The sequence below is a fragment of the Protofrankia sp. Cas3 genome, from assembly GCF_963555955.1.
Classification (GTDB): domain Bacteria; phylum Actinomycetota; class Actinomycetes; order Frankiales; family Frankiaceae; genus Protofrankia.
Genome location: NZ_CAUVXP010000175.1, coordinates 1 through 11,673, shown reverse-complemented (window position 1 = coordinate 11,673; position 11,673 = coordinate 1). Strand labels below are relative to the sequence as shown.

11 protein-coding genes and 3 pseudogenes are annotated in these 11,673 nt (G+C 68.6%); 5 read left to right on the top strand and 9 right to left on the bottom strand.

Annotated elements, in window-relative coordinates; all coding sequences use genetic code 11:
- Positions 1-224 (top strand): annotated as a pseudogene (locus U9983_RS23425) (nucleosidase); the annotation flags it as partial.
- A gap of 94 nt (positions 225-318) precedes the next feature.
- On the opposite strand, the gene U9983_RS23420 reads toward U9983_RS23425, so the two are convergent.
- The 5 genes from U9983_RS23420 to U9983_RS23400 form a co-directional block, all read right to left on the bottom strand.
- Entirely contained in the window at positions 319-726 is a 408-nt protein-coding gene (locus tag U9983_RS23420; RefSeq protein WP_322756086.1) for a type II toxin-antitoxin system VapC family toxin, read from the bottom strand.
- The gene (locus U9983_RS23415; RefSeq protein WP_322756085.1) at positions 723-953 is read right to left on the bottom strand and encodes a FitA-like ribbon-helix-helix domain-containing protein; all 231 of its coding nucleotides are present in this window, start codon (positions 951-953) and stop codon (positions 723-725) included. The genes U9983_RS23420 and U9983_RS23415 overlap by 4 nt, the downstream gene beginning before the upstream one ends.
- 239 nt (positions 954-1,192) lie before the next feature.
- The gene (locus U9983_RS23410) at positions 1,193-4,594 is read right to left on the bottom strand and encodes an ATP-binding protein (protein WP_322756084.1); all 3,402 of its coding nucleotides are present in this window, start codon (positions 4,592-4,594) and stop codon (positions 1,193-1,195) included.
- A complete protein-coding gene (locus U9983_RS23405; protein ID WP_322756083.1) occupies positions 4,591-5,574 on the bottom strand; it encodes a DUF4194 domain-containing protein in 984 nt (327 codons plus the stop codon). Before U9983_RS23405 ends, U9983_RS23410 begins: the two co-directional genes overlap by 4 nt.
- Positions 5,571-7,100, bottom strand: coding sequence for a DUF3375 domain-containing protein (locus tag U9983_RS23400; RefSeq protein ID WP_322756082.1), 1,530 nt, complete (start codon positions 7,098-7,100; stop codon positions 5,571-5,573). The genes U9983_RS23405 and U9983_RS23400 overlap by 4 nt, the downstream gene beginning before the upstream one ends.
- Positions 7,101-7,343: 243 nt before the next feature.
- Between U9983_RS23400 and U9983_RS28100 the strand changes: the two genes are divergently transcribed.
- The gene (locus U9983_RS28100; RefSeq protein WP_416211498.1) at positions 7,344-7,508 is read left to right on the top strand and encodes a transposase; all 165 of its coding nucleotides are present in this window, start codon (positions 7,344-7,346) and stop codon (positions 7,506-7,508) included.
- Here U9983_RS28100 and U9983_RS23390 read toward each other — a convergent pair.
- Both U9983_RS23390 and U9983_RS23385 read right to left on the bottom strand, forming a co-directional pair.
- A pseudogene (locus U9983_RS23390) lies at positions 7,486-7,710 on the bottom strand (hypothetical protein); the annotation flags it as partial. The gene U9983_RS28100 and the pseudogene U9983_RS23390 sit on opposite strands and share 23 nt — an antisense overlap.
- Before the next feature lie 29 nt (positions 7,711-7,739).
- Entirely contained in the window at positions 7,740-8,147 is a 408-nt protein-coding gene (locus tag U9983_RS23385) for a VOC family protein (RefSeq protein WP_322756080.1), read from the bottom strand.
- 78 nt (positions 8,148-8,225) lie between these two features.
- On the opposite strand from U9983_RS23385, the gene U9983_RS23380 reads away from it, so the two are divergent.
- Complete coding sequence (locus U9983_RS23380) at positions 8,226-9,008, top strand: TetR/AcrR family transcriptional regulator (protein WP_322756079.1); 783 nt, start codon at positions 8,226-8,228, stop codon at positions 9,006-9,008.
- Between the two features lie 500 nt (positions 9,009-9,508).
- Here U9983_RS23380 and U9983_RS23375 read toward each other — a convergent pair whose 3' ends face one another.
- Positions 9,509-9,703, bottom strand: a complete 195-nt coding sequence (locus U9983_RS23375; RefSeq protein ID WP_322756088.1) for a helix-turn-helix transcriptional regulator — start codon at positions 9,701-9,703, stop codon at positions 9,509-9,511.
- Between the two features lie 199 nt (positions 9,704-9,902).
- Here U9983_RS23375 and U9983_RS23370 point away from each other — a divergent pair, with 199 nt between their 5' ends.
- Together U9983_RS23370 and U9983_RS23365 are read left to right on the top strand one after the other, a co-directional pair.
- Positions 9,903-10,313: a YciI family protein gene (locus U9983_RS23370; RefSeq protein WP_322749714.1), complete on the top strand. Its 411-nt coding sequence runs from the start codon at positions 9,903-9,905 to the stop codon at positions 10,311-10,313.
- 5 nt (positions 10,314-10,318) lie between these two features.
- Positions 10,319-11,515, top strand: coding sequence for an RNA polymerase sigma factor (locus U9983_RS23365; RefSeq protein WP_322756078.1), 1,197 nt, complete (start codon positions 10,319-10,321; stop codon positions 11,513-11,515).
- On the opposite strand, the pseudogene U9983_RS23360 reads toward U9983_RS23365, so the two are convergent.
- A pseudogene (locus U9983_RS23360) lies at positions 11,482-11,673 on the bottom strand (hypothetical protein); the annotation flags it as partial. The gene U9983_RS23365 and the pseudogene U9983_RS23360 sit on opposite strands and share 34 nt — an antisense overlap.

The following is an 11,673-nucleotide window of genomic DNA, read 5'->3' as shown; positions in this document are numbered from 1 at the left end:
CGGACAAGGTACGGCGTGCGGCGCTGCAGCAACACGCGACGATCGTGGACATGGAGTGCTATGCGGTCGCAATGGCATGCCAGGCTTTCGGCACTCCGGTGCGGGCACTGAAGTGGGTTTCCGACTCGGCCGGTGAATCGGCGGCCAGCGACTGGAGTGCCGCTGTGCCGTACGGCGCTGCGGTACTCGGCGAAGCCGTTGGAGATTTGCTCGACGCGCAGTAGTCTCCGGATGCCCTGGCCGCGCGATGCCGCCTGATCACCCAAACGTTCGGGGCCTACCCATCCGCCTGCCAGGTGCTGGGACCTGGCTCCCGCGTCATGCAAAGACCTCGACGGGGCACGTGGTGACGGCGCTGCGTTCGATGCGGGCGTCGCTGGTGATCAGCGGCAATCCCAAGGTCTCGGCGAGGGCGACGTACTGGGCGTCGTAGGCGCTGAGGTTGTGGTGTAGGTCGCGGACGCGTGCCCACAGGATCAGCGTCTCGTGCCGCACAAGCGGTAGGAGCTGGTAGTCGCCGATGGCCTTCTCCGCCTCCCGTGCGGTGAGCTTCCGACCGCGGACCATCCCGAACAGGGCCGAGACCACCTCGTAGTCGAGCAGTCCGGGCGCGACGAGCGACGCGAGGCTGGCGAGCCGGTGGCGCACCGCGTGCCCGGTCGGACCGTGATCGGTCAACGTACGTATCAGCGCCGAGCAGTCGATCACGGCCGCCGGACTGCTCACCCGCGTTCCCGGCCCTCGTCGATCGCGGCCAGGATGTCCGAGGTAGCGAGCTCGGCGTGCGTTTCACGGTCGAGGCGGGCCATCATCTCCGCGAGGGTCGGCGTACGGGCATCTCGGGTGACCAGGTCGAGCAGGTAGGCCTGCAGACTGCGGCCCGACTGCGCGGCCTTGAGCTTCAGCGTCTCCAGAGCCGGGTCCGGGACGTCGCGGATCGTGATCGCAGTCATGCTTGTATTTTACCTGCAATGCCAGCAGTCTGCCAGCTCGGTCGAGCTTCTTCCGGCCCTTCAGTACCGGCAGGCGCTTCGATCAAGATCTCGCGCACCGTCATCTCGCGATCTTCTGGTTCACGGCCGCGCGAGCTCCGGCTACTCGGCACGGCTCATCATCATCTCATCCGATCATCGCTTCTGAGCAGTCGCTACTTTCCCCGTCGGCCGAGGACCTGGAAAGGACCATGGGTTCATCACGTGCGTGGCCCGGCCGGGTTGGTAACGGAGACCGGGGTCTCGTCGTCGATGCCGCGTAGTCGGGTCACGTGCGAGTAGCCCTTTGGGGATTTGGTGACGGTGAGGATGAGCGGCATGGCTGGCTCGAGCGCGGTCACCTTGTCGAGTGGAGCGCTGACGATCAGTTGGAATCCGAGCTTCTTCCACGCCTGGACCGACCGGCCGGCGAACTCGGAGTCGGACTTGATGAAGCCTTCGTCGAGGAACACGGGGGCGAATCGTGGCCGGCGGTCCTCGTCGCCGAGCTGGTAGCGCAACGCGGCGCCGACAACGAACGCCATCAGCTCCTGTGTCTCGCCGCCGCTTTTGCCGCCGAGGGACGCGTACGTGGCGAGCTCGCGGCCATGGACGTCGACGCGGACGGCGGTGATCTCCACGTGCCGGCGCACGTCGAGGTACACGTCGCGGTTGACGCCGGCCGGTCTCGCACTGTCGTCAGGCTTGCGCAGGAGCGCGATGAACGACCGCAGCTGCAGGAACCGCTGCTCGGCCTGCTCGTCGCTGCCGTCGTCGGTGACGCCGGATGCGAGGTGCGCGAGTTGTCTGCGGAACCGGGCGACATCGTCGGATTGAAGCACCCTCAGCGAGATGCGCAACCGGTCGTTCGCGGGGCCGAACGGCAGGGCGGCGAGGATGTCGTTGATCGGGTCGAGGCGGGCGCGGATCTCGTCGAACGCGGCGCCGAACGCGCCCGACAGAGGGACAAGGTCCTGCCCGCTCCACTCCGACAGGCGGCGGCGCCATTCGTGGCGGCGCTCGGCGAGGCCGACCGCGACGATCTTGTCGAGGATGTCGCGGTACTCGGGGTAGGAGTCGATGCCGACGCCGCGGTTCGGGTCGGGCCAGCGGGATTGGAATTGTTCGAAGATGCCGATCAAGGTGTTGGTCGCTTTGGAGACCTCCTCCCGGGCGCTCGACGTTCGTTCGATCAGGCGGGAGCGGATCTTTGGCAGGCTGCGGTCGAAGTCGGCGAGGCTGTCGAGGCTGCCGACGTCGGTGAAGACCGTGTCGAGGTAGTCGCGCTGACTGTCGGTGAGTGTGACGGTGCCGTCGGCATCGATGTGGTCGATCGCGAGCGTCGTCTCGTCCTGCTGCTCGCACAGCTTCGCGTACTCGGCCTCGACAACGACGAGGCGGTCGTTCGCGCGGACGAACTCAGCCTGCACCTCCGACATCAGCTGTTCTAGGCCGGAGTGCTGTTCGTCGAGGGCCGCGAGGACGTCATGTGCCGCCAGCAGTCGGGCGAGCTCGCCCTGCTTGCCAGTCAGGTACGCCTGGCTGCCGTCAACGTCGATGTCTGCCCATTCGGTGGCCTGCACCCATTTGTGCGCGCCCTCGAGCTGGTGCAGCCGCAGCGCCTCTTGGCCGAACGCGGCTTCACGGCGCAGGAGGTCCCCGAGGGAGACGTCGAGGGCTGCGATCTCAGCGTTGATCTCGGCGAGCCGGTCGGCGGAGGAGAACCCGATGACGGATGCGTCGGTGAGGTCGCCGTGCGCGCCGCGGCGGCCGTTGCGAGTCTGCCCGTTGCGGGTGACGCGTGCTCCGTCGCCGTCGAGGTCCGCAGGCGTCTCGACGCATAGGTGGTCGGTGCTGCGGCGGGTGACACGCTCGCGGATCCACCAGCTGAACGGGGACTCCTTGTACAGCAGCTTGCCGGACACGTAACGCGGGTTACCGGGCTCCTCTGCGTGGGAGCGGAGTGCGACACCTTCGAACTGGACGCGGATCGGCAGGCGGATGGGGTCGATGGCGCGTGAGAGCTGCCGCAGGCGACGGTCGTCGACGAGCAGGATGCGCGCGATCGAGTAGAGGGTGACTTCGGCGGCCTTGCGCCACTCCTGCTCGCCGGATGCGACGTCGATGAGCTCGGCGACGAACGGCAGCTGGGCCGGGTCGATGTCGGCGGCGGCCGCGATCGCAAGGCGTGCCTCGTGCAACCGACGCGGGACACGGCCGGTGCGCCCCGCGAGCGAGTTACGGTCGGCGTCGAGGTCGGCGCGGCGGGCCTGCGCGGGCCAGCCTTTCTTGCGCAGGCCCGCCTGCTCGTCTGCCAGCTCCTCGAGCGTGGCGGGCAGCTCGCCGAGGAATGTCCGCGCGGCGGTCTGCGCGGCGGCGAAGTCGGCTGCTGTCGCCGGGTCGATGCCGAGGTCGATGGTGCTCGCGGCGAAGCGGTTGCGACGGTCCCGGGCGGTGTCGCGGGCGCCCTGGGCGGCTTCGATCTCGGCCTTGAGGCGCTCGATGGTGTCGCCGCCGGCAGCGCGTCGCGCCTCTTCGACACCGGCGATTTCGCCCTTGAGCCGGGTCTGCTCCTTGCGGGCGGCGCGGGTGCGCTCTGTGAGCAGCGGGCGGGACTCAAGCGCGGTGCGTGTGGCGACGTCGAGCAGTCGGTCACGGGTGCGCAGCTGCCACAGCAGGAATGGTGTGTCGCCGGTGCGAGTGGCGCCGAATGTGTCGATGAGTCTCTCGTCGGCGTGGGCCTGTCCGCGCTCGTCCCACAGCTGCGGCAGCCGCGCAAGGGTGTGCTGCTTCGCCGCGGCGGTCTGCATCTCCTGATAGGACGCGTCGAGGTCGTCGAAATGCTTGGCGGCGTTGTCGGCGGCGACGTAGGTGGCGGGCTGCTCGAGGACCATCGCCTTGTACAGCCCGTCGACGGTGCGGACCTGCTGCCCAGCCTGGATGCGGGCGAGCAGCCGCAATGCCTTGGCGCCGTCTCCTCCGGCGCCGATGCCGAGCCGGTCGAACAGCCGCTGCGCGAACTCGGTGTAGGAGGTCGCGACGAACATCGACGGCCAGCGGGTCTTCAGAGCGCCCTTGTCGAACTTGGCCGCAGCGAGCGGCTCGAGCTCGCGCAGGTCGAGACGCCCTTCGAGGGTCGCCATTTTCATCATGACGTCCTTGGACGTGACAGCGCCACGCGACACGTGGTAGGTGCGTAGCACCGTGAGCCGGCGGCCGCCACCATCGGCGAACGTCAACGCGATCGCGCCCCAGGTGGGACCGTCGACGCCACGCAACACCTTGTCGGTGAGTGCTCCGGTGCCGGCTTCACGGCTGTCGTCGGTCTTGCCGCGCAGGTAGGTGAGCAGGTTGCGCTGCTCCGGGTTGCGGGCTCGGCCGGCAGCCGCATCGTTGGACGCTCCGTTAAACGGGGTGTCCGACGGCATCATCAGCGCGAGGTAGGCGTCGAGGACGGTCGATTTCCCGGTGCCGGACGCGCCAGAGACCAGGGTCGCTTCCGCGTCGAACTCGATGAGAGTGCAGCCGTGGAACCCGCCCCAGTTGACCAGCTGCATCGACTCGGCAATCCATTGGGTCTCGCCGGTCTCGGTCGGATCAGGCAGCAGCGCCGGTTGGCTCATGCGCGCCGTCCTGTCGTGTCGGTGTCGCCGTCAGTTGAGTCGATCCAGCCGAGGTCCTCCCCAGGGCTGGTGCTGTTGGCCGTGGGCTCGGCGCCGAAGTCGAGCTGGGCCGCGAGGGTGCGGTTGCCCGCGTCGGCTGCGGGGATCTGGCCGTTGAGGGTGAGAAGGGTGTCCAGGAGCTCCTGCAGGCGCTGCAAAGGCAAGAGGACTTCGATGACGGGGGCGACACGCAGCCGCTGCTCATCCGCGGTCTTGAGTAAGATGTCGGAGCGCTGCAGCGACACGATCGCGTTCTCGACCTTGCGGGCATCGCCGGAGCGGTCGTTGGCACCCGGCGGGCGGAAGTGCGCAACGGCGTCGAGAAGCTCTTCGCGGTCGACGAGGACCGCGTCCGTACCGTCTGCGCGTTCGGACCGGAACCGCTGCCGGAGGAAGATCAGTAGGATGGTTTCTTCGCGGGTATGCGCGATGTCGTGCAGCAGGGTGGGAAAGCGTCCGTCGCCTTCGGGGACAGCTTGACGCTTGAACGCGATCTGTGCGTGCAGATCGACGTGCAGGTCGAGGAACAGGTCGTTGAGCCGGGACCGCAATGGAACCTGAGCGTCTATGAGGGTGCGCCATTCGGCGGGGTTCTGCTCGGCACTGATGTAGCGCTGTTTGAGGAGGTACACGAGGGTACGGCGCTGCCCATAGGTGAGGGTGCCTTCGTCGCCTTCGAACAGCGACACGCTGCGGCCGTCGACGTCGGCATCCTCAACGACGCCGGGTCCGCTGATGAACGCGTCGCTGCCAGCGTTGTCGAACTCGTTGTCGAACTCGTCGTCGGGGTCCAGATCGTCGGAGTCGAGATCGTCGGCCAGGCCCGTCATGACCGGTTCGGGGACGGCCATCGGTTTCTGCTCGCTGTAATCGTCAGTAAGCCGCTGGGCCGGCTGGCTGATGGTGCGGTCACCGTAGGTGGCGCCGGCTGTGGCGGTCATGGGCTGACTCCTTCGGCGAGGACGTCGGCGGCGGCCGTGCGCAGCGGCAGGACCGGCATGGCGAAGACGCGGCGGGCACCGTCAGGGCGGACCGCTTCCACGCGTTCCTCCCGTGCGAATGCGGCCACGTGCGCTCCGGCGTCGGTGATGTCGCTGTCGGGGCTGTCGGCCCGGGCACCGAGGAACAGGTGGATGAGTCCGAGGAGTTCGACGGGCCGACGCAGGTCGTCCGGCAACGCCGCGAACACTTCCGCGATGCTGTCGAGCTCGCCGACGGCCGTGGCGGCGATGAGCTCTTGGCGGAGCCGGGTGAGGGTGGGGCCGCCCTGGTTGCGGATGGCGTCGAGGTCTAGTACGGGCGGGACGGTGTCGGAGAGTTCCTCCAGCGGCGGTGGCAGGGCGTCTTCGGCGGGGTCCCAGAAACGTTCTCGCAGGTGCTTGACGTCAATTTTCGCGGGTACGACTTCGATGCCGACCCTGGAGCGTGGGCCGGCGGCGCGCATCCAACTCGCGAGCTGCAGGTTGATCTGCCGCAGGGTGACGTCGAGTTCGCGGTCATGGACGACGTTGTAGTGGACGATGTGGTCGCGCAGCGTCGCGGACAAGCGTTGCCGCTGGGTGAGGACGTCACGGATGCCCTCCTGGATAATCTTCACTGTGCGGCGGAACTCGCGCTGCTCGGCGGGCGTGAGTGCCTGCGCGAACGGGTGCGTAAGGATGATGTCGAGGTCGCGGCGCAGGTCGACCAGCAGCGGCTCGTCCCGCAGCAGTGTGAACGCACCCTCGAACGCACGCCCTTCAGCGGTGAGCTTCATCAGCGAGTCGGACTTCGCGAGGTAGTCGTCGATGACCTCGGCGATGGGACGGGTTTCACCCCGGAAGTCGCTGATGATCTGTTGGTGCATCGCGGCGACGGCTTCCTCGACGCGCTTGAAGTCGCTGGGCAACTGCCCGATGAGCGACAACAGATTCGTGTAGCCGTCGAGCATCTGGTCGTTGGTAGCAGGTTGGATGTCGCCGCCGGCTTCGAGACGGTCGCGTTCGGCGGTCAGCTCGGCGATCTGTGTGTTGAGCCGTTCGATGCGCGTCTGCCGGTCGGGGTTCGCTTCGGTGGCGAAGCGGCGGACGACGTCGAGGATGGTGTGGATGCGAGACTCGCTGATGAGGGTGCGGTCGCGGGCGAGGGCCTGGACGAGGTCGAGCGCTTCGAGGGTGTACGAGGTAAGTGTGTAGTGCTCGGCGCCGTCGTCGTCGCGGGTGCGGACCAGCCAGTTGTGACCGAGCCATTGCATGCACAGTGCCCGGCCGACACCGTCGGGGACAGGCTCGCCAGCGAGACGGAGCTCGTCGAAATAGTTGTCGACCTGCTGGTGCAGGCGCTCGGCAGCGACAGCGCGCTGGTCACGGGTGAACGTCGTGCGGAAGACAGCGAGGACCAGCGGCGCCCACTTGCGATCGAGCAGCCGCAGGGTCGGCTTGTCGAAGGCGTCACGGACTCGCGCGAGTTCGGCGAGGATGTCGCTCACGTCGGCCGCCTTCCTGTTCCGGTATCGGTACACGGTAGATGCTGTATCCGACAGTTCCACGGACATCGACTGGCCGCCGTGCGCACTGCGCACTCCTCCCGATACACCTGACCGTCGGGACTTCGGAGCTGTCGGATTCGGATGAGGAGCGGGACGTGGTCGAGCCGCTTCTGCCCGCGCCGAAGAAGGACCGCCGTCCGAAGAAGCACCAGCCGCCGGGAAATCGTCGACGCAATCCTGTAGGTGACGCACAACGGCTGCGTGTGGCGGGCGCTGCCGGCGGGATTCCCTCCCTGGCCCAGGTTCTACGATTTCTTCCGCACGTGGGAGGACAGCGGTGTCACGAAGAAGCGCCACGACGCGGTACGCGACCAAGTCCGCCGGAGCTGGGTAGCAGCGACTGGATGAGCGCCGCATGGGTCTCGTGGAGCAGCCGTCTGGATTCCGCCGCGATCGTGTCGACCGCCAGCGACGACTTCCCCGATCCAGACACCCCGGCGAATATCGTGATCTTGTGTTTGGGGGTGTCGACATCGACGCCGTCGAGGTTGTTCTGCCGGGCGCCGCGGACGCGGATGACGTCGTGGATGATGATCCCGCTCTCCCTGATCGTCGGATGGTGTGCGGTGCGTGGTCCGATCAGCTTCGGTCGCCGGCCCAGGAGTGCCCGCCGTCGACCCACTCGACGAGTTGGATGACGACGCCGTTCGGGTCGGTGACCTGGAACAGCCGCTCGCCCCACTCCTCCTCCTGCATCGGCATCGTGATCGGCACCCCTTCCCGACGCAGTCGCGCCTCCTGCGCGGCAAGGTCGGCCACGACCAGGGCGACGATCACGCCGGCCGCGGATTGGTCGCGCAGACCCTCGGGTAGCACCTCGATCCCTCGCCGCAGCAGCACGATGTCGACGGCGGCATCGTCACGGCCCAGGGAGACGAAACCTTCGGCGACGACCCTCTCCCGGTATCCGAAGTGATCGACGAGGAAGTCGCGGGAGGCTGCGACGTCGTCGACCGTCAATGAAAGGGTGGTGGATGTGACCTGCATCAGGACTCCTCGACTTGCCGGCAAAGAACTCTGTACACGGTACTCTGTACGTCGTACAACGTAGGCGAGGGGCGAGCGATGCCCGCTTACCGAAGCGGTTCAGGTGATCCAGCTCGCACGTTGGCGCTGCTGTGGCGCGAGCCCGGGTTCGGGCAGTCGGCGCGCGGACCCAAGCAGGGACTGTCCGTCGACAGGGTCGTCGACGCCGCGATCACGCTGGCCGACACGGCTGGCCTGGACGGGATGTCCATGCGCAGTGTCGCCCGTGCCGTCGACGTCTCAACGATGGCGCTGTACACCTACGTCCCCGGCAAGGCTGAACTTGTCGACGTCATGCTCGACGCCGTATACCTCCGCATGGAACGCCTCCCGGTCGACAGGCAGTCCTGGCGGTCCCGGCTCACCGCCATCGCCGAACAGAACCGGGCCCTGTTCGACATGCACCCGTGGATCGCCGACGTATCCACCGCCCGGCCACCCCTCGGGCCCGGGCTCATGGCGAAATATGAGTACGAACTGTCCGCGTTCAACGGCTTGGGCCTTGACGACGTCGCCATCGACGACGCCCTCACCTACCTGCTCACCTTCGTCCAGGCCGCAGCCCGGGCGGCCATCAGCACCCGGGCGTCACAGCTCGACAGCACGATGAGCGACGAACAATGGTGGGCCGCCAACGCACCCCTGCTGGCCCGCGTGTTCGACTCGACCGCCTACCCCACTGCGGCCCGAGTCGGCACTGCCGCCGGCGCCGCCCATGGCAGCGCCTATCATCCCGACCACGCATACCAGTTCGGCCTGGCCCGGGTACTCGACGGGCTAGCCGCCCTCATAGGCGGACAGCAGGCCAGCGCCGGCCGCTAACCACACTCGTGCCGCACCCTGGCCAACCAGCCGCGTCACAGAGTCGAAAGATCGAATTCCGCGTCACCTTGTTCACCACCCGCGTCGCCGCGCCGACCATGGATGAAACCGACCAGGCAATCCTCAACGCCCTCACCGAACGCGGACTCGTCCGGGAGATCGGCACCAGCCCCAGCGACCCGAGACGCCGCTATTACCCCGCGGTCTGAGGTGAGGATTACCGGTGGGGCTGGATCCGGCCGCAGGCATGCGTGATCACACCGGGTGGTCGGGGCCGGCGCGGTCGGCGTTATCCAGTTGCGGGAGTGTCCCTTTCTCGTGTGTAGGTAGGGGCAATGCCGCGGGTTCGACGGTTACTGTCAGGCTCCGACCCGCGGCATCCCAGACCGTGACCGGGGCTCCGCAGCCCATCTCGAACGTACGTTCCGTAGCCCGGGTGGGACGGGACCCGTACCACGATGAACTTTGTGACCGTGGTGATGGGCTGCGACCGGCGGGGTTCAGGCGGAGATGGGGCGTCCATCGGCATCGACGATCGCGAGTCGGACACCGAGGGGGGCCGCCAGCCTGGTGAGGGTGTCCAAAGTCGGGCTGATCTGCCCGCGTTCGATGCGGCTGATCTCGGACTGGTGGACTCCGCACGCCTGGGCCAGCTGCCGCTGGGTCATGTGGGCCGCTTCCCGGGCTGCCGTCAGCTGCCGAGGAACCTCGAAAGGGTAGCGGCCGTGCCCGGTCAGGCGGTCGTGGTGCGAGCGCGCGCGAGGGCCCGGTAGACCGTGGAGCGGGTGACGGAGAACAACTCCTCATGCGTGATTCCATGTCGAGAACCTCTGACCGGCTCCGCTCACCAGGCGAGGGCCGCGAAAGGCGCGGCCGCGACATCAGGAGATCACCATGCCGAAGTACCTGCTGCTCAAGCACTACCGCGGCGGCCCGGAGCCGCACCGTCCCGTGCCCCCGATGGACCAGTGGGCCCCCCAGGACGTGGAGGCGCACATGGCCTTCCTCCGCCACGTCGCGGAGCTCCTGGAGGAGCGCGGCGAGTACGTCGACGCCCAGGCGCTCGTGCCCGCGCGCACCTGGGTGCGCTACGGCGGCCCGGACGCCGCGCCGGTCACCACCGACGGCCCGCACCCCGAGACCAGCGACCTGGTCGCCGGCTGGTACATGATCGACGTGGAGTCCCACGAGCGCGCGCTGGAGATCGCGGCCTACGTCTCCTCCGAGCCCGGCCCCGGCGCCAAGCCGCTCTACGAGTGGATCGACGTCCGGGAGGTCATGACCGCTCCGGCGTCCGGCGTCTGACCGGCGTGTCCGGCCAGCCGACCGACCGGGTGGACGAGGGTGAGCTGCGCGCCCTCGCCCCCCGGGTGCTCGCTGGGTTGGTCCGCCGCGGCGAGGACTTCGACGCCGCCGAGGACGCGCTGCAGGAGGCGCTCATGGAGGCGCTGCGCGTCTGGCCCGAGCACCCGCCGCAGGACCCGCGTGCGTGGCTGTCCACGGTCGCGACCCGGCGATTGATCGACGCGCGCCGCAGCGATGCCGCCCGCCGCGCCCGCGAGGACATGCTGCACGAACAGCCGGAGCCTGAGCCGCCCACCACCGAGACCGGAGACGACACTCTCTTCCTGCTCTTCTGCTGCTGCCATCCCGATCTCGCGCCCGCCTCCCAGGTGGCGCTCACCCTGCGGGCGGTCGGCGGCCTGACCACCCGGGAGATCGCCGACGCCTTCTACGTCCCGGAGGCGACCATGGCGCAGCGGATCAGCCGGGCCAAGCGCAGCCTGCGCGGGCGCCGCCTGGACGAGCCCGGCGACCTCGCGGTCGTGCTGCGCGTCCTGTACCTCGTCTACACGACCGGGCACGCGGGACGGGTCGACCTGGCCGCCGAGGCGATCCGGCTCGCCCGTCAACTCACCCTCGCCACCGAGGAACCGGAGGCGCGGGGGCTGCTCGCGCTGATGCTCCTCAACCACGCCCGGCTCCCGGCGCGACTCGACGGGCAGGGCCGGATCGTCACCCTCGACCGGCAGGACAGGGGCCGCTGGGACACCCGCGAGATCGCTGAGGGCGTGCGCGTCCTGCAGTCAGCGCTGGCACTGGAGCGCCCCGGCCGCTACCAGGTCGAGGCCGCCATCGCCGCCCTGCACGACGACGCGGCAAGCCCCGCGGAGACCGACTGGCCGCAGATCCTCGCCTGGTACGACGACCTGGTCGCCCTCACCGACGACCCGGTGCACCAGGACCCCGCCGCTGTGCTGGGCCGCGCTGTTGCGGTCGGCCACGTGCTCGGTGCCGTCGCGGGGCTGCGCGAGACCGACCGGCTGCGCGAGGTGCTCGGCGACCGCCACCGGTGGCATGCGGTCCGCGGCCACCTGCACGAGCTCGACGGCGATCTGCCGGCCGCCGGCGCGGCGTACACGCAGGCCGCCCGCCGGGCCACGGACGTCGCCGAGCGCGACCACCTGATCCGTCAGGCCGCCCGCGCGCGGGCCGCCGAGCTATAGATGAACGTGCCGGTCGCCAGGTGCGCGAGGACGTCGCGGCGCAGCGAGGGCACGTGGTCGAGGTTGAAGTCCTCGAGGGTCGTGATCTGCGGGAAGTGGGCGGTGCAGAACTGTGCGGCGACGAGGGTGTCGATGTGGTGGCGGCCGGGGCTATCCGC

Excerpts from the sequence above, each read along its gene's own strand:
- U9983_RS23415 (WP_322756085.1), bottom strand. The coding sequence starts at position 953 with ATGACTGCGATCACGATCCGCGACGTCCCGGACCCGGCTCTGGAGACG.
- U9983_RS23410 (WP_322756084.1), bottom strand. The coding sequence starts at position 4,594 with ATGAGCCAACCGGCGCTGCTGCCTGATCCGACCGAGACCGGCGAGACC.
- U9983_RS23405 (WP_322756083.1), bottom strand. The coding sequence starts at position 5,574 with ATGACCGCCACAGCCGGCGCCACCTACGGTGACCGCACCATCAGCCAG.
- U9983_RS23385 (WP_322756080.1), bottom strand. The coding sequence starts at position 8,147 with ATGCAGGTCACATCCACCACCCTTTCATTGACGGTCGACGACGTCGCA.
- U9983_RS23380 (WP_322756079.1), top strand. The coding sequence starts at position 8,226 with ATGCCCGCTTACCGAAGCGGTTCAGGTGATCCAGCTCGCACGTTGGCG.
- U9983_RS23370 (WP_322749714.1), top strand. The coding sequence starts at position 9,903 with ATGCCGAAGTACCTGCTGCTCAAGCACTACCGCGGCGGCCCGGAGCCG.